At 64.5% G+C, this 15,789-nt stretch carries 15 protein-coding genes; 13 read left to right on the forward strand and 2 right to left on the reverse strand.

What is annotated here, in order from left to right; genetic code table 11:
• Positions 1-65 precede the first annotated feature (65 nt).
• Positions 66-1,082 (forward strand): NAD-dependent epimerase/dehydratase family protein, encoded by a 1,017-nt coding sequence (locus AN936_RS07735; protein WP_054587640.1) that lies wholly within the window; start codon positions 66-68, stop codon positions 1,080-1,082.
• Here the strand turns inward: AN936_RS07735 and AN936_RS07740 are convergent.
• On the reverse strand, positions 1,079-2,488 hold the full coding sequence (locus AN936_RS07740) for a helix-turn-helix domain-containing protein (protein ID WP_054587641.1): 1,410 nt from the start codon (positions 2,486-2,488) through the stop codon (positions 1,079-1,081). The two genes, AN936_RS07735 and AN936_RS07740, sit on opposite strands and share 4 nt — an antisense overlap.
• Before the next feature lie 109 nt (positions 2,489-2,597).
• On the opposite strand from AN936_RS07740, the gene AN936_RS07745 reads away from it, so the two are divergent.
• The 11 genes from AN936_RS07745 (at position 2,598) to AN936_RS07795 (ending at position 13,873) form a co-directional block, all read left to right on the forward strand.
• Positions 2,598-4,130, forward strand: a complete 1,533-nt coding sequence (locus AN936_RS07745; protein ID WP_054587642.1) for an acyl-CoA carboxylase subunit beta — start codon at positions 2,598-2,600, stop codon at positions 4,128-4,130.
• A gap of 94 nt (positions 4,131-4,224) precedes the next feature.
• A complete protein-coding gene (locus AN936_RS07750) occupies positions 4,225-4,974 on the forward strand; it encodes a hypothetical protein (RefSeq protein ID WP_054587643.1) in 750 nt (249 codons plus the stop codon).
• A 10-nt stretch (positions 4,975-4,984) separates the two neighbouring features.
• Positions 4,985-5,422 (forward strand): methylmalonyl-CoA epimerase, encoded by a 438-nt coding sequence (gene mce, locus AN936_RS07755; RefSeq protein ID WP_054587644.1) that lies wholly within the window; start codon positions 4,985-4,987, stop codon positions 5,420-5,422.
• 110 nt (positions 5,423-5,532) lie between these two features.
• Entirely contained in the window at positions 5,533-7,686 is a 2,154-nt protein-coding gene (gene scpA, locus AN936_RS07760) for a methylmalonyl-CoA mutase (RefSeq protein ID WP_054587645.1), read from the forward strand.
• A complete protein-coding gene (locus AN936_RS07765; RefSeq protein ID WP_149037624.1) occupies positions 7,683-8,177 on the forward strand; it encodes a hypothetical protein in 495 nt (164 codons plus the stop codon). Before scpA ends, AN936_RS07765 begins: the two co-directional genes overlap by 4 nt.
• A 21-nt stretch (positions 8,178-8,198) precedes the next feature.
• Positions 8,199-9,479: an O-acetylhomoserine aminocarboxypropyltransferase gene (locus tag AN936_RS07770; RefSeq protein WP_054587647.1), complete on the forward strand. Its 1,281-nt coding sequence runs from the start codon at positions 8,199-8,201 to the stop codon at positions 9,477-9,479.
• Positions 9,476-9,916: a hypothetical protein gene (locus tag AN936_RS07775; RefSeq protein ID WP_054587648.1), complete on the forward strand. Its 441-nt coding sequence runs from the start codon at positions 9,476-9,478 to the stop codon at positions 9,914-9,916. The genes AN936_RS07770 and AN936_RS07775 overlap by 4 nt, the downstream gene beginning before the upstream one ends.
• 22 nt (positions 9,917-9,938) lie before the next feature.
• Positions 9,939-10,976, forward strand: coding sequence for a biotin synthase BioB (gene bioB, locus AN936_RS07780; protein WP_054587649.1), 1,038 nt, complete (start codon positions 9,939-9,941; stop codon positions 10,974-10,976).
• On the forward strand, positions 10,973-11,365 hold the full coding sequence (locus tag AN936_RS07785; RefSeq protein WP_234715775.1) for a lysozyme inhibitor LprI family protein: 393 nt from the start codon (positions 10,973-10,975) through the stop codon (positions 11,363-11,365). The genes bioB and AN936_RS07785 overlap by 4 nt, the downstream gene beginning before the upstream one ends.
• A gap of 5 nt (positions 11,366-11,370) precedes the next feature.
• Positions 11,371-13,377 (forward strand): acetyl-CoA carboxylase biotin carboxylase subunit, encoded by a 2,007-nt coding sequence (locus AN936_RS07790; protein WP_054587650.1) that lies wholly within the window; start codon positions 11,371-11,373, stop codon positions 13,375-13,377.
• A gap of 124 nt (positions 13,378-13,501) precedes the next feature.
• Positions 13,502-13,873 (forward strand): tRNA-binding protein, encoded by a 372-nt coding sequence (locus AN936_RS07795; RefSeq protein ID WP_054587651.1) that lies wholly within the window; start codon positions 13,502-13,504, stop codon positions 13,871-13,873.
• Here the strand turns inward: AN936_RS07795 and AN936_RS07800 are convergent, their stop codons facing one another.
• Positions 13,874-15,256 (reverse strand): peptide MFS transporter, encoded by a 1,383-nt coding sequence (locus AN936_RS07800; RefSeq protein WP_054587652.1) that lies wholly within the window; start codon positions 15,254-15,256, stop codon positions 13,874-13,876. It abuts the gene before it with no gap.
• A 122-nt stretch (positions 15,257-15,378) separates the two neighbouring features.
• Between AN936_RS07800 and AN936_RS07805 the strand changes: the two genes are divergently transcribed.
• Entirely contained in the window at positions 15,379-15,786 is a 408-nt protein-coding gene (locus AN936_RS07805; RefSeq protein ID WP_054587653.1) for an MAPEG family protein, read from the forward strand.
• Positions 15,787-15,789: the final 3 nt, after the last annotated feature.

Genomic DNA, 15,789 nt, shown 5'->3' on the forward strand with positions numbered 1-15,789 from the left:
GACCCCGGCTTTCGCCGGGGATCACGCAATGCTATGTTCGCACCTGAAAATCAGGGGAGGCGCGGATGGCGGGCACGGCATTGGTCACCGGGGGCAGCGGCTATATCGCGGGCTTCCTGATCCGGCAGCTGATCGCGAATGGCTGGACCGTCCATGCCACCGTCCGCAGCCTGAAACGCGAGCCCGAGGTTCGCGGCTGGCTCGACGTCGATAACGGCAAGCTCGCATTTTTCGCCGCCGATCTTGAACATGACGCGGGCTGGGCCGAGGCTATCGCCGGTTGCACCCATGTCGCGCACGTTGCCTCGCCCTTTCCGCTCGGCGTACCCAAGCATGCCGACGAACTTGTCGTTCCCGCGCGTGAAGGTGCGCTGCGTGCGCTCCGCTTTGCGCGGGCGGCAGGGGTGAAACGCTTCATCCTGACCTCATCGATGGCGGCAATCGCCTATGGCCATGGCAAAGGCCGTGACCTGTATGACGAGGCCGACTGGACCAACCTCGATAATCCCGATGTCATGCCCTATCCGCGATCGAAGACCGTTGCCGAGCGCGCGGCGCGCGACTGGGTAGCGGCCGAGGGCGGCGATATGGAGTTCGCCTCGGTCAATCCTGCGGCGGTGTTCGGGCCGCTGCTGTCGGACGATTTGTCGACCTCGATCGAGGTGGTGAAGCAGCTCCTGGAGGGGAAGGTGCCGATGTGCCCCGACGTTGGTTTCGGCATCATCGACGTGCGCGACGTCGCCGACCTCCACTATCGGGCGCTGACCGCCGAGGGGATCAAGGACGAACGGTTCGTCTGCTCGGGGCCATTCCTGAAGTTTATCGACGTCGCGCATATCCTGAAGGCCAATCTCGGCGAGCGGGCGCGCAAGGTGCCGACGCGGAAGATGCCCGACTGGCTGCTCAAGCTGCTCGCGATTGTTCGGCCCGAGCTCAAGCAGGTGGTTGCCGAACTCGGCAATGTGCGTGGCGGCGACAGCAGCCATGCGATGGAGACGCTCGGCTGGACGATGCGAACGCCCGAAGAGGCGCTGCTCGCGACGGTAAACAGTCTGATCGAGCGCGGGATCGTGAAGGTTTAGCCGATCCGGTACGGCACGACGTCGCGCCGGTCGGGATCGACGAGAATCGGCCGGTCGCTGGGCGGAAAGGCGCGCTGGTCGCAGTCCTCGCGCGGGCAGATGCGACACGACAGGCCGATCCGCGCGGCCGCTTGTGGGGCGGTGACATCGACGCCGTCAGCATAGACGAAATCGCCGGCATATTGTGCTTCGCACCCCAGTGCGACGGCGTAGCGGCGCGGGCTGCGCGCATAGCTGCCCGAGGGTTTGACCAGCCCCTTCGCCATCGAAACATAACGCAGCCCGTCGGGGGTCTCGGCGAGCTGGAAGAGGATGCGGTCGGGGATCGCCGCCGCTTCGTGGACGATCCACAGCGGGCAGGCGCCGCCGAAGCGCGCGAACTGCAGCCGCGTCGCGCTGTGCCGCTTGGTGATGTTGCCCGCCATGTCGACGCGGCAGAAGAACATCGGGATGCCGCGCGCGCCGGGGCGTTGGAGGGTCGAGAGGCGGTGGCAGGCCTGTTCGAAGCTGACCCCATATTCGAGCCGCAGGCGGTCGATGTCGTGCCGCACGGCGCGGGCGCTGGCGCGAAACGGACCATAGGGCATGAGCACCGCGCCCGCAGCATAGTTGGCGAGCCCGACGTGGAGCAATTGCCGGGCCGCCGGTGTTCGTAGCGGCGAAGCTTCGACCACCGCAGCGATTTCGTCGGCGAGGGCGAGCGCGGCAAGTTGGTGCGCGAGCTGGAAACGCCGGCTTTCGGTCGGCAGCGACGGATCGATGACGAGGTGGCGCATTGTCGCATCGAAGTCGCGCAGTGTCTGGCTCTGGCGATAGACGATCGAGATACCGAGCGCATTGCGCATGCGCCGTTCGATCGTCTCGACGGGGGGCGAGGGCGGCGAGCCGCTGAGGCTCGCGGCGAGGGCTTCGGCAGCGCGGTCGATGCTGTCGACATAATTGCCCGAATCGTGAAACCAGTCGCGCACTTCCTCCCACGGCAGGCGGCTACCCTCCGCCGTGCCGCCGGTCAGCGCCTCGTCGATGATCTGCAATCGCTGCCCGGCGCGGCGATAGGCGGCGTGGAGCGCGACGAACTGGTCGGCGAGTTGCGGCTGCTGGAGCGCCGCGCGCTCGATCTGTTCGGGCGGCAAAGGTGCGGCGGCGAACAGCGGATCTGCCGCCGCTTCGCGGAGTGCGCCTTGACGGCGATCGCCCGCATCGGCGGCGACCTCCTCCCATTCGAGCGGGAAGAGTTTCTGCAGGCGGTCGAGGAGCGCCGGGGTCAGCGGGCGGTCGTCATGTTCGATCTGGCTGAGATAGGAGGCCGAGATGTCGAGCTGCGCGGCGAAGTCCGATTGGCGGAGGGCGCGCGATTCCCGAAGTTGGCGAAGTTGTCGCCCAGCGTAGAGACGGGTCGGTACCATCGGGGCGAAGATACTTTGCAAAGTCTGACTTTGCAACTTTGCAAATTCGCATTTGCATCGCGTCGCGTCCGCGGGCAGATGGCGCGCTCGACATTATCCGGAGAGAAGCATGTCCGCCAACATCGCCGAAATGGAACGCCGCCGCGCCGCCGCCGCTCTGGGGGGCGGGCAGAAGCGCATCGACGCGCAGCACAGCAAGGGCAAGCTGACCGCGCGCGAGCGGCTCGACGTGCTGCTCGACGAAGGGTCGTTCGAGGAGCTCGATACCTATGTCGAGCATAATTGCACCGATTTCGGGATGCAGGACCAGAAGGTGCCGGGCGACGGCGTCGTCACGGGCAGCGGCACGATCAACGGTCGCCTCGTCTATGTCTTCAGCCAGGACTTCACCGTCTTCGGCGGCTCGCTGTCGGAGCGGCACGCCGAGAAGATCATGAAGGTGATGGACAATGCGATGAAGGTCGGTGCCCCGGTCATCGGCCTGAACGACAGCGGCGGCGCGCGCATTCAGGAGGGGGTTGCTTCGCTCGGCGGCTATGCCGAGGTGTTCCAGCGCAACGTCCTCGCCAGCGGGGTCGTGCCGCAGATCAGCCTGATCATGGGGCCGTGCGCGGGGGGTGCGGTTTACAGCCCGGCGATGACCGACTTCATCTTCATGGTGAAGGATTCGAGCTATATGTTCGTTACCGGGCCCGATGTTGTCAAAACGGTGACCAACGAAGTGGTGACGCAGGAACAGCTTGGCGGCGCGATCACCCACACGACGAAGAGCTCGGTCGCCGACAATGCGTTCGAGAACGACATCGATGCGCTGCTCGCGGCGCGCGATTTCTTCGATTATCTGCCCGAGAACAACCGCAGCGGGGTTCCGGTGCGTCCGACGAGCGATCCCTACGACCGCGCCGAGCCCAGCCTCGATACGCTGATCCCGCCGAACGCGAACCAGCCCTACGACATGCATGAGCTGATCCGCAAAACGGTCGATGAGGGCGATTTCTTCGAGGTGCAGCCGGCGCACGCCGCGAACATCATCTGCGGCTTCGGGCGCATCGAAGGCCGCACGATCGGCATCGTCGCAAATCAGCCGATGGTGCTGGCGGGCGTGCTCGACATCAATTCGTCGAAGAAGGCGGCGCGTTTCGTCCGCTTCTGCGACGCGTTCGAAATCCCGATCATCACCTTCGTCGACGTCCCGGGCTTCCTACCCGGCACGGCGCAGGAATATAACGGCATCATCAAGCATGGCGCGAAGCTGCTGTTCGCCTATGCCGAAGCGACGGTGCCCAAGATCACAGTGATCACGCGCAAGGCCTATGGCGGCGCATACGACGTGATGGCGTCGAAGCATCTGCGCGGTGACCTCAACTATGCGTGGCCGACCGCCGAGATCGCGGTGATGGGCGCAAAGGGGGCGGTCGAAATCATCTTTCGCAGCGACATCGGCGACCCCGAAAAGATTGCCGAGCGCACGAAGGAATATGAGGACCGTTTTGCCAACCCGTTCGTTGCCGCCTCACGCGGTTATATCGACGAGGTCATCCACCCGCACAACACGCGCAAGCGGATCGCGCTGGGCCTTCGCAAGCTGCGGAACAAGAGCCTCGAAAATCCGTGGAAGAAGCACGACAATATCCCGTTGTGACAGCGAGCACTAAAATTTCCTCGCAGATGAAATAGTTAGGGATCGCGGCCCGAAAGCGCGGCCGCGATGTTCGACTATCAAATGAGGTTTCGAGATGCGTAAATCCGTTCTTGCCGCTGTTATCGCCCTGTCGGGGCTTGTGTCGCCCGCGGCGTCGGCTTTCGATCCCGACACGCCAGTCGGCGAAAAGCCCGAGGCTTTCCCGATTACGCTCGGCGACGAGGAAGATGCGACGATCGATCTGGCGTTCCGTACCGCCTTCGGTCTGCCCAAGGGCGCCGAGCCCGAGGCAGCGCGGACGATCGACGAGCGGAGCTATCATTTCCGTCCGGTCGCCATCCATCTGCTCGAAGACAACACCGGGGTGCTGCTCAGCGTCGGGTCGCTCGACGAGGCAGGACACAGCGAAGGCGGTCTGAACGCGATCCACTATCTGAAATCGAGCCCCGACGGTTGGGTGAAGCAGGGCGAGTGGATCGGTCTCGGCGCGACGGGGACCGTCGGCAACGGCGCGACGAGTTGGGCCTTTTCGAGCCTGCTCGGCCGCAATCCCTATCTGATCACCGCGGGCGGCGGCGTTTGGCAGGGCTGCGCGATCGGATCGGCGGCGGTGACCGAATTGGCCCCCGACGGCCCGGTCGACCGCGGCAGCTTTACCGACGGAATGAGTTCGGGTGCTGGTCTTGGCCAGACCGAACAGGAATATGAGGGCAAGATCGCCGCTGCGGTGCCCGACAAGAGCTTTACCGTCGCCTACACCGGCACGCGGTCTTTCAAGCAGGAATATGTGCTCAAGAACGGCAAATACGAACTGGTCGGCAAGGACCAGGTTCCGGGTTGCTGAGGAGAATGGAATGAAACTGGGTCGCCTCAACCATATCGGCGTTGCGACGCCGTCGATTGCCGACAGCATCGTCTTTTACCGCGATGTGATGGGGGCGACCCAGATTCATGAGCCGTTCGACCTGCCCGAGCAGGGCGTGAAGGTGTGCTTCGTCGATACGCCGACCGACAGCGGCCTTAACGGCACACAGATCGAGCTGATCGAACCATTGCCGGGCAATGCGTCGATCGCCGGTTTCCTGCAAAAGAACCCTGCGGGAGGACAGCATCATATGTGTTACGAAGTGCCCGACATCCACGCCGCGAAGGCCGAGTTCGAGGCGATGGGCAAGCGGGTGCTGGGCGAACCGCGCATCGGGGCGCATGGGACGCTGATTTTCTTCCTCCACCCCAAGGATATGGGCGGGGTGCTGACCGAGATTATGGAAACGCCGAAGGGCGATCATTGAGTTTCATTTCATCGTCACCCCGGACTTGATCCGGGGTCCATTCCTCCGGCGCCGGAGAGATGGATGCCGGATCAAGTCCGGCATGACGAAAAGAGAGTAGAGATACGCATATGACCGACAAACCGACCCTCGACCAATGGGCGGCCGCCGCCGACAAGGAAGTGAAGGGCAAGGACCTGACCTGGGCGACGCCCGAGGGGATCGACGTCAAGCCGCTCTATACGGCCGAGGACGTGACGACCGATCCGGGGCTGCCCGGCTTCGCGCCCTTCACGCGCGGGGTGCGCGCGTCGATGTATGCGGGGCGGCCGTGGACGATCCGGCAATATGCGGGCTTTTCGACCGCCGAGGAATCGAACGCTTTCTATCGCCGCAACCTCGCCGCGGGGCAGAAGGGGCTGTCGGTCGCCTTCGATCTCGCGACGCACCGCGGCTATGACAGCGACCATCCGCGCGTCGTCGGTGATGTCGGCAAGGCGGGGGTCGCGATCGACAGCGTCGAGGATATGAAGATCCTGTTCGACGGCATTCCGCTCGACCAGATGTCGGTCAGCATGACGATGAACGGCGCGGTGATCCCGATCCTCGCTTTCTTCATCGTCGCGGGCGAGGAGCAGGGGGTCGAACGTAAATTGCTCGACGGGACCATCCAGAACGACATTCTGAAGGAGTTCATGGTCCGCAACACATACATCTACCCGCCTGAACCCTCGATGCGGATCATCTCGGACATTTTCGGCTACACGTCGCGTGAGATGCCGAAGTTCAACAGCATCTCCATCTCCGGCTATCACATGCAGGAAGCCGGCGCGACGCAGGTGCAGGAGCTTGCCTTCACGATTGCGGATGGGGCGGAATATGTCCGCTACGGTGTCGCATCGGGGCTCGACATCGACAAGTTCGCCGGGCGCCTGTCCTTCTTCTTCGCGATCGGCATGAATTTCTTCATGGAGATTGCCAAGCTGCGCGCCGCGCGGGTGCTGTGGCACCGCGTGATGACCAACCTCGGGGCCAAGGACGAGCGGTCGAAGATGCTGCGCACCCACTGCCAGACGTCGGGCGTCTCGCTGACCGAGCAGGACCCGTACAACAATGTCATGCGCACGACGATCGAGGCGATGGCGGCGATGCTCGGCGGCACGCAGTCGCTGCACACCAATGCGCTCGACGAGGCGATCGCGCTGCCGACCGACTTCTCGGCCCGCATTGCGCGCAACACCCAGATCGTCATTCAGGAAGAGACCGGGATGACCAAGGTCGTCGATCCGCTCGGCGGCTCTTACTATGTCGAGGCGCTGACGCAGGAACTGGTCGACAAGGCGTGGGAGATCATCGAGCGCGTCGAGAAGGAAGGCGGCATGGCGAAGGCCGTCGCCGCCGGCTGGCCGAAGGCGATGATCGAGACCGCCGCCGCCGCGCGGCAGGCGCGGGTGGACCGCGGCGACGATGTCATTGTGGGCGTGAACAAATATCGCCTCGCCAACGAGGATCTGCTCGAAACCCTCGAGGTCGACAACACCAAGGTCCGCGAGGCGCAGATCGCGCGGATCAACAAGACCAAGGCGGGCCGCGACGAGGCGGCGTGTCAGGCGGCGCTGAAGGCGCTGCGCGACGCCGCGGCGGGCGAGCAGTCGATCGAGAATAATTTGCTGGCGCACGCGGTGGAAGCCGCCCGCGCCCGCGCGACGCTCGGCGAAATCTCGTCGGCGATGGAGGAAAGCTTCGACCGTTACGGCACCCAGCCGACGCCGGTAAAGGGCGTCTATGCGGCGCCCTATGAGGGTGACGACCGCTGGCAGCAGGTGCTCGACGGCGTCGCGGCGGTCGAACGTCGGATGGGGCGCAAACCGAAACTGCTCGTCGCCAAGATGGGACAGGACGGCCACGACCGCGGCGCGAACGTCATCGCTTCGGCGTTCGGCGACATGGGTTTCGACGTCGTGTCGGGGCCGCTGTTCCAGACGCCTGAGGAAACCGTCGTGCTGGCGCTCGACAGCGGCGTCGACGTCGTCGGCGCGTCGAGCTTGGCTGCCGGACACAAGACGCTGATCCCTGAACTGATCGGCAAATTGAAGGAAGCGGGGCGCAGCGACATCAAGGTGATCGCAGGCGGAGTGATCCCGCCGCAGGATTATCAGTATCTGCGCGATGCGGGCGTGCAGGGGATTTATGGTCCCGGCAGCAATGTGGTAGAGTGCGCGGCCGACGTGCTGCGTTTGCTGGGGCACAATATGCCCCCGGTGATGGAGGAGGCTTTGACATGAAAAAGCGGTTTCTCTCTGCATTGACCCTTGCTGTTGCGGGCGTTTCGCCCGCGGGCGCGACGACCGAAGATTCGGGAGGGCTGGCGGTGACCGGCCTCGACCGGGCGGTCGCCGAGTTCGACGATCTGTGCCTGTCGATCTTTCCCAGCGCCAAGCGCTTCGAATATGCCGTCGCCAAGAGCGATTTCGGCTATGAGCGCGCCGACGATGAGCGCTGGCGTTCCGACCGGACAGTCGTGACCCGCTCGGCGCCGATGCAGTGCGATTTCGACGCGGCGCTCAGCACCGGCGAAAGCGACCGCGAGACGGTCGCGACGGCGATCGAAAAGGGACTGGACAGGGCGCTCGGCCTGCCGCCGGTCCGCGTCGTCTATGACGGCGGGATGCGCTGGGAATGGCAGGTCAACGGCAAGACCCATAGCGTCTCCTATTATTTCGGCCCGACGATCCCGGCGCAGCAACTTGCGCTTACCTATCGTGTCGGTGCCTGAGCGGACGGGCAGGGGGAAGGAATGACTGACATGAAGCCCGAAACGGCCGCGGTTCATGCCGGAACCCAGCCCGACCCGACGACGAAAGCGCGGATCACGCCGATCTATCAGACGGCGTCCTATGTGTTCGACGATGTCGAGCACGCATCGCGGCTGTTCAACCTGCAGGAATTCGGGAACATCTACACCCGGATCATGAACCCGACGAACGGCGCGCTCGAAGGCAAGATCGCGGCGCTCGAAGGCGGGCAGGCGGCGCTGGCGGTGGCGTCGGGGCATGCCGCGCAATTCCTGGCCTTCCACACGCTGATGGAACCGGGCTGCGAGATCGTCGCGGCGAAGAAGCTCTATGGCGGGTCGCTCAACCAGCTCGGCCAGAGCTTTCGCAAGATGGCGTGGACGACGCAGTTCGTCGACGCCGACGATGCGGGCAATGTCGCCGCGGCGATCAACGACAAGACGCGCGCGGTGTTCATCGAAAGCCTCGCCAACCCCGGCGGGGTGGTCCAGGATATCGAGGCGATCGCCCGGGTCGCGCACGATGCCGGGGTGCCGCTGATTGTCGACAACACGATGGCGACGCCGATCCTCTGCCGCCCGATCGAGCATGGCGCCGACATCGTCGTCCATTCGACGACCAAATTCCTCAACGGCCATGGTAATGCGATCGGCGGGGTGATCGTCGACGCGGGGTCGTTCGACTGGGCGAAGGGCGGCAAATATCCGTCGCTGAGCGAACCCAATGCGTCGTATCACGGATTGAAGTTCACCGAGGCGTTCGGCAACCTCGCCTTCATCCTTGCGACGCGGACGCTCGGGCTGCGCGATCTCGGTCCCGCGCTGGCGCCGATGAATGCCTTTCTCGCGCTCACCGGCATGGAAACGCTGGCGCTGCGCATGGAGCGGCATTGCAGCAACGCCGTCGCGCTCGCGAAATGGCTACAGGGCCATCCGGCGGTGAGCTGGGTATCCTATGCCGGGCTGCGCGACAGTCCCTATCATGAACTGGCGCACAAATATCTCGGTGGCCGCGGCGGGTCCGTTTTCACCTTCGGGCTCAAGGGCGGGTATGAGGCAGGGGTCAAACTCGTGTCCTCGGTCAAGCTGTTCAGCCATCTCGCCAACCTTGGCGATACGCGCTCGCTGATCATCCATCCCGCCTCGACGACGCACAGCCAGCTTTCCGAAACCGAGCTGGTCGAGGCCGGCGCGGGACTCGACGTCGTGCGGGTGTCGGTGGGGATCGAGCATATCGACGACATCATCGCCGACCTGGCGCAGGCGCTGGAGGGCGCGGCGTGAGCGTGCGTTCGCTTCTCGCCGCGCTGGCGCTGCTCGCGGCCGCCGCGCCCGCTGCGGCGAAGGATGCCGGCCAGCCGAGCGAATATCGCCCCGGCGTGACGGTCGAGCATCTCTACAAGCAGGACATCGAATATTATTTCACCAACTGGTTCGGGCGGCTCGAAGCCTCCGACGGGGTGTGGCGCGACGTCTATTTCGAGACGGCCGAGAAATATGTGAACAAGGGCATCATGCGGATCAACTGCGCCGATGCCGAAGCCGATATCGACTTCACCCTCTATGACGTCGGCGCCTATGGCGATGCGGCTGAACGCCGGCAGGTCACCATCTCTTATGCCGATCGCAAGGCATGGGCCGACGGCAATTACGAACCGATGTCGGGCGAAACGCCGCCGATCGAATTTTACGCCGCAGCGCGCCAGCGCTTCTGCAACTAGCTCCAGAAGAAGGTTGTCCCTCATGACCCTGTCCCATTCCACCGAACAAGACGGCCTGTCGCGCACCGACTGGACGCGTGCGGAAATCGCCGAATTGTTCGACCTGCCGTTCGACGAGCTGATGTGGGAGGCGCAGGGCGTCCACCGCCGCCATCATGCGCGCGGCGAGGTCCAGCTCTGCACGCTGCTCAGCATCAAGACCGGCGGCTGCGTCGAGGATTGCGGCTATTGTTCGCAGTCGAAGCACGCCGACAGCGGGCTCAAGGCGACCAAGCTGATGGATGTCCGCGCGGTGCTGCAGGCGGCGGCGCAGGCGAAGGATTCGGGCTCGCAGCGTTTCTGCATGGGCGCGGCGTGGCGCAACCCCAAGGACCGCGACATGCCCGCGATCGTCGAGATGATCGAGGGCGTGCGCCAGATGGGCATGGAAACCTGCATGACGCTGGGCATGCTCAGCAAGGAGCAGGCGCAGACGCTCGCGGTCGCGGGGCTCGACTATTACAACCATAATATCGACACGAGCCCCGAAAATTACGGCAATGTCATCACGACGCGGACCTTCCAGGAACGCCTCGACACGCTGGAGGAAGTGCGCAGCGCGGGCATCAACGTGTGCAGCGGCGGTATCCTCGGCATGGGCGAAAACCGTGCCGACCGCGTCGGCTTCATCCACGCGCTGGCAACGCTGCCCGAGCATCCGGGCAGCGTGCCGATCAACGCGCTGGTCCCGGTGAAGGGCACCGTGCTCGGCGACATGCTTGCCGACACCCCGCTCGCGGCGATCGACGACATCGAGTTCGTGCGCACCGTCGCGGTGGCACGCATCACCATGCCGATGAGCATGATCCGCCTGTCGGCGGGCCGCGAAAGCATGTCGGACGCGACGCAGGCGCTCTGCTTCATGGCGGGCGCGAACAGCATCTTCACCGGCGACAAGCTGCTGACCACCGCGAACGCCGGCGACAGCAAGGACGCCGCGCTCTTCGCCAAGCTCGGCCTGAAGCCGATGGTCAGCGAGGAACCGATGCGCCAGGGCTGCATGCCGGAGGCGGCGGAGTGATCTTCGCGACGCTTCTGGCGATGGCCGCGGCGGCGCAGGAGCCCGAAATCGATTGCGACAATGCGATGGCGCAATTCGAGCTCAACGCCTGCGCCTACAAGGACTATGAGCGCGCCGACGCGGCGATGAATGCGCAGTGGAAGGTCACTGCCGCGCGGATGAAGGAGCGCGATCGCGAACTCGACCGCAGCACTGACAATCGCCCGGGCTTTTTCGATACGCTGCTCGCCGCGCAGCGCGCCTGGCTGACGTACCGCGACCAGCATTGCGCCAGCGAAGGCTATGCGATGCGCGGCGGCTCGGCCGAACCGATGGTCATCAGCGGCTGCCAGACCCAACTCACCGAAGCGCGCATCGCGCAACTGAAGTCCCTCATCGAGGAATATTGATCCCCATGTTCAAGAAAATCCTGATCGCCAACCGCGGCGAAATCGCTTGCCGCGTCATCAAGACCGCGCGCCGCATGGGCATCGCGACCGTCGCCGTCTATTCGGACGCCGACGCGCGCGCGCCGTTCGTGCAGATGGCCGACGAGGCGGTGCATATTGGTGCGTCGCCTGCTTCCGAATCCTATCTGATCGCCGACAAGATCATCGCCGCGTGCAAGGCGACCGGCGCCGAGGCGGTGCACCCGGGCTATGGCTTCCTGTCGGAGCGCACGAGCTTCGCCGAAGCGCTGGCGAAGGAAAACATCGCCTTCATCGGCCCGCCGGTGAATGCGATCGCTGCGATGGGCGACAAGATCGAGTCGAAGAAGCTCGCGAAGGAAGCGGGGGTCAACGTCGTCCCCGGCTTCGTCGGCGAGATCCGCGACACCGAGCATGCCGTCGAGATTTCGAACGAGATCGGTTATCCGGTGATGATGAAGGCCTCGGCCGGCGGCGGCGGCAAGGGCATGCGGCTTGCTTATGACGAGAAAGACGTTCGCGAGGGCTTCGAGGCAACGAAGCGCGAGGGGCTCAACAGCTTCGGCGACGACCGCGTCTTCATCGAGAAATTCATCCTCAACCCGCGCCACATCGAGATCCAGATTCTCGGCGACCAGCATGGCAACACCCTCTACCTCAACGAGCGTGAATGCAGCATCCAGCGGCGCCATCAAAAGGTCGTCGAGGAAGCGCCGTCGCCGTTCGTCTCGCCAGAAATGCGCAAGGCGATGGGCGAGCAGTGCGTCGCGCTCGCCAAGGCGGTCGGCTATTACAGCGCGGGTACCGTCGAACTCATCGTGTCGGGCGCCGACCCGACGGGCGAGAGCTTCTACTTCCTCGAAATGAACACGCGCCTTCAGGTCGAGCATCCGGTGACCGAAGCGATCACCGGCATCGATCTGGTCGAGCAGATGATCCGCGTCGCGGCGGGCGAGAAGCTTGAGCTGACGCAGGACGATGTGAAGATCGACGGTTGGGCGATCGAGAACCGCGTTTATGCCGAAGACCCGTATCGCGGCTTCCTGCCGTCGACCGGGCGCCTCGTGCGCTATCGCACGCCGGTTCCGGCGTGGAAGGGCGACGAGCGCGGCGTCGAAGGGGTGCGCGTCGATGCCGGGGTCGAGGAGGGCGGCGAGGTGTCGATCTTCTACGATCCTATGATCGCCAAGCTGGTCACCTGGGGCAAGACGCGCGACGAGGCGGCCGACTTGCAGATCGCGGCGCTCGACCGGTTCGAACTCGAAGGGCTGGGCCATAATATCGATTTCGTCTCGGCGATCATGCAGCACCCGCGCTTCCGTTCGGGCGAGCTGACGACGGGGTTCATCGCCGAGGAATATCCCGAGGGTTTCCACGGTGCCGACACCGACGAGGATATCGTCCGCACCCTCGCTGCGATCGCCGGCTTCATGGCCAGCGCCGAGGCCGACCGCGCCCGCCGCACCGACGGCCAGCTCGGCGACCGGCTCGACCCGCCCGCGAAATGGCAGGTCACCGTCGGCGGCGCTGCGCACAAGGTCAAGCTTGGCCACAAGCATATCAAGGTCGATGGCGAGAAGGTCGACATCGCGCTCGAGTACACCCCCGGCGACAAGCTGGTCGTGGCCGAAATCGGCGATAGCGAGCTGGCGGTGAAGGTCGCGAAGACGCGCACCGGCTGGCGCATGACGACGCGCGGGCGCATCCACGATGTGCGCGTCCTGCCCTGGCACGTCGCGCCGCTGGCGTCGCACATGATCGAGAAGATCCCGCCCGATCTCTCCAAATTCCTCATCTGCCCGATGCCGGGCCTGCTCGTCGCGCTGCATGTTGGTGAGGGCGATGCCGTCGAGGCGGGCCAGCCGCTCGCGACGGTCGAGGCGATGAAGATGGAGAATATTCTCCGCGCCGAAAAATCGGGGACGGTGAAGACGGTCAACGCCGCGCAGGGCGACAGCCTGGCGGTCGACGCGGTGATATTGGAGATGGAATAACGAGCTTCTCGTCCTTGCGAGAAGCGTAGCGCGAAGCAATCTCCGGTTGCCGGGAGCAGATGCCCGATCGCTGGAGATTGCTTCCCCCGGCTTTCGCTGGGGTCGCAATGACGGAGCCCGGTAGATGCATCTGAACCACGACAACGACGCCCCCGCGGCCGACCCGATCGCCTTCGACGTTTTCCTCCGCGTCGATATCCGCGTCGGCACGATCGTTGCGGCCGAGCCTTTTCCCGAGGCACGCAAGCCCGCATTCAAGCTGAAGATCGATTTCGGCCCCGCGATCGGGGTGAAGAAGAGCAGCGCGCAGATCGTCGACCGCTACAGCCTCGACGAACTGCGGGGGCGGCAGGTCGCCGCCGTCGTCAACTTTCCGCCGCGCCAGATCGGCAAATATATGTCCGAAGTGCTGACGCTTGGCTTTGCCGACGAAGAAGGCGCGGTCATCCTATTTGCGCCCGACCGGGCGGTGCCCGACGGGTCGCGCCTCTTCTGATCAGGTCGCGGCGGGGTGGCCCATCAGGCGCTTCGCGAGGAACAGCTTGAACAAGATGAAGGCGATCAGGCCGACGACGGCGGTCGCGACGTGGAACAGCCAGAAGGCGGTGGTCGGCATCGACGAATACCAGCCGCCGACTGTCCCGACCGCATAGTTCGCGCCGAAAAAGGCGAGATAATAGATGCCGATGATCGTCGCGTTGAGCGCGCGCGGTGCGAGCTTGGTGAACAGCGCGAGGCTGACCGGCATGATATGCGCGAAGCCGATGCTGTTCAGCAGGTGGAACATCAGCGGCCAGAACAGGCCGATCTTGCCGTCGCCCTGCGTCGCCGCGGCCATGACGAGGCAGAGGCCGCCGGCGATCGAGAACAGGCTGCCGATGATCATCTTGCCGAGCTCGTCGGGTTCGCGATAGCGCCTTCCGTACCAGACATAGAAGGCCGCGACCGCGACGAGCATGCTGAAACTCGCCGTGGCATCGATGGTGATCATCCAGCTCGTCGGCAGCGTCTGGCCGAAGAAGGTGAGCTGGAAATGCTGGTCGGCCCAGACCAGATAGGCGTTGAAAATCTCCTGATTGGTGAGCAGCGCGGTCGCAAGCACGGGGACGAGCAGCAGGACCGCGGCGACGCGCAGCCAGTCCTGCCGTGACATCGGTTCGGCGGCCGAGGCGCCCTCGGCCTTCGCCTTCGACGGCAGATTGTCGGCGGGAAGCCACGGCTTGGCCATGATGTAGAGGATAAGGCCGATGACCATCACGACGCCCGCGGTGCCGAACCCCCAGTGCCAGCTCACTTTCTCGCCGAGTGTGCCGGCGACGAGCGGCGCCGCGATGACGCTGACGTTGATCGCGATGTAGAAGATCTGGAACGCCATCGCGCGGCGGAGGTCGTTCGGACCGTAAAGTTCGCCGACCTGGCTCGCGATATTGCCCTTGAACAGCCCGACCCCGACGATCAGCGCGACGAGCGCGAAGAGGAAGCTGCCCTCGAACGCCATCAGGAAATGGCCGAGCGCCATGACCAGCCCGCCGAGGATCAAGGTCGTACGGCGCCCGAGCCAGCGGTCGGCGATCAGCCCGCCGACGATCGGGGTCAGATAGACGAGCGACGTATAGTCGCCGAACAGCCGCGAGGCGAGCGGCTGGCCGTCGAGCCCGTAGAAATTCTTCACCCAGTCGAGCCCGATTACGCTGGCGGAATTTTCGGGGAGCAGGAGATATTTGACCATGTAGAGCACGAGCAGCGTCTGCATCGAATAATAGGAAAAGCGCTCGCAGCCCTCGACGAAGGCGAGATAGCCGAGCCCTTTCGGATGGCCGAGAAAGGCGCGGTCGCCCTGGTCCGCCTCGAAATCGGGGGTCGCCTCGGCGATGGTCATGGGGGTTGCTCCGATAGATATTCTCTGGCGGACGCTTAAGGTTTCGATTGCAACTTGCCAGCGGCGTTCGACGAACGGCAATCCTGCGCTATGGTGGGCAAAACAGAGGGGGAGACCGGATCATGACATCACCCGTAACCGCGTTCGTTGCGGCCGTTTGCGCGCTGCTGCTCCTGCTGACTGCGGTGATGACCGTGCGTCAGCGCCTGCGGCTCGGCGCGGCGTTCGGCGACCATGGCGACGCGCGGCTGATCAGTGCCAGCCGCGCGCACGGCAATCTTGCCGAGCACGCCCCGATCGTCGTCATCCTGCTGGGGCTCCTCGAAAGCGCGCGCGCGAACCATATGGCGTTGATGGCATTCGGGGCGCTGTTCGTGATCGGCCGCATCGCGCATATCGTCGGACTTCACGCACCGGTCGAGCCCGGCAAGCCGCCGGTGACGCGCCAGATCGGTGTGGCGGCAACGTGGATTACATTGCTGGCGCTCGGCGGTTGGACGCTCTGGCTGCTGGCGACCGTGAACCCCTAGCGA

Source organism: Sphingopyxis macrogoltabida, assembly GCF_001307295.1.
GTDB classification, from domain to species: Bacteria; Pseudomonadota; Alphaproteobacteria; order Sphingomonadales; family Sphingomonadaceae; genus Sphingopyxis; species Sphingopyxis macrogoltabida_B.

Coding starts and splice junctions, on each gene's coding strand:
- AN936_RS07765 (WP_149037624.1), top strand. CDS start 7,683: ATGAAAAAGCGGTTTCTCTCTGCATTGACCCTTGCTGTTGCGGGCGTT.
- AN936_RS07735 (WP_054587640.1), top strand. CDS start 66: ATGGCGGGCACGGCATTGGTCACCGGGGGCAGCGGCTATATCGCGGGC.
- mce (WP_054587644.1), top strand. CDS start 4,985: ATGAAACTGGGTCGCCTCAACCATATCGGCGTTGCGACGCCGTCGATT.
- AN936_RS07805 (WP_054587653.1), top strand. CDS start 15,379: ATGACATCACCCGTAACCGCGTTCGTTGCGGCCGTTTGCGCGCTGCTG.
- bioB (WP_054587649.1), top strand. CDS start 9,939: ATGACCCTGTCCCATTCCACCGAACAAGACGGCCTGTCGCGCACCGAC.
- AN936_RS07790 (WP_054587650.1), top strand. CDS start 11,371: ATGTTCAAGAAAATCCTGATCGCCAACCGCGGCGAAATCGCTTGCCGC.
- AN936_RS07750 (WP_054587643.1), top strand. CDS start 4,225: ATGCGTAAATCCGTTCTTGCCGCTGTTATCGCCCTGTCGGGGCTTGTG.
- AN936_RS07745 (WP_054587642.1), top strand. CDS start 2,598: ATGTCCGCCAACATCGCCGAAATGGAACGCCGCCGCGCCGCCGCCGCT.
- AN936_RS07795 (WP_054587651.1), top strand. CDS start 13,502: ATGCATCTGAACCACGACAACGACGCCCCCGCGGCCGACCCGATCGCC.
- scpA (WP_054587645.1), top strand. CDS start 5,533: ATGACCGACAAACCGACCCTCGACCAATGGGCGGCCGCCGCCGACAAG.
- AN936_RS07770 (WP_054587647.1), top strand. CDS start 8,199: ATGACTGACATGAAGCCCGAAACGGCCGCGGTTCATGCCGGAACCCAG.
- AN936_RS07800 (WP_054587652.1), bottom strand. CDS start 15,256: ATGACCATCGCCGAGGCGACCCCCGATTTCGAGGCGGACCAGGGCGAC.
- AN936_RS07740 (WP_054587641.1), bottom strand. CDS start 2,488: ATGGTACCGACCCGTCTCTACGCTGGGCGACAACTTCGCCAACTTCGG.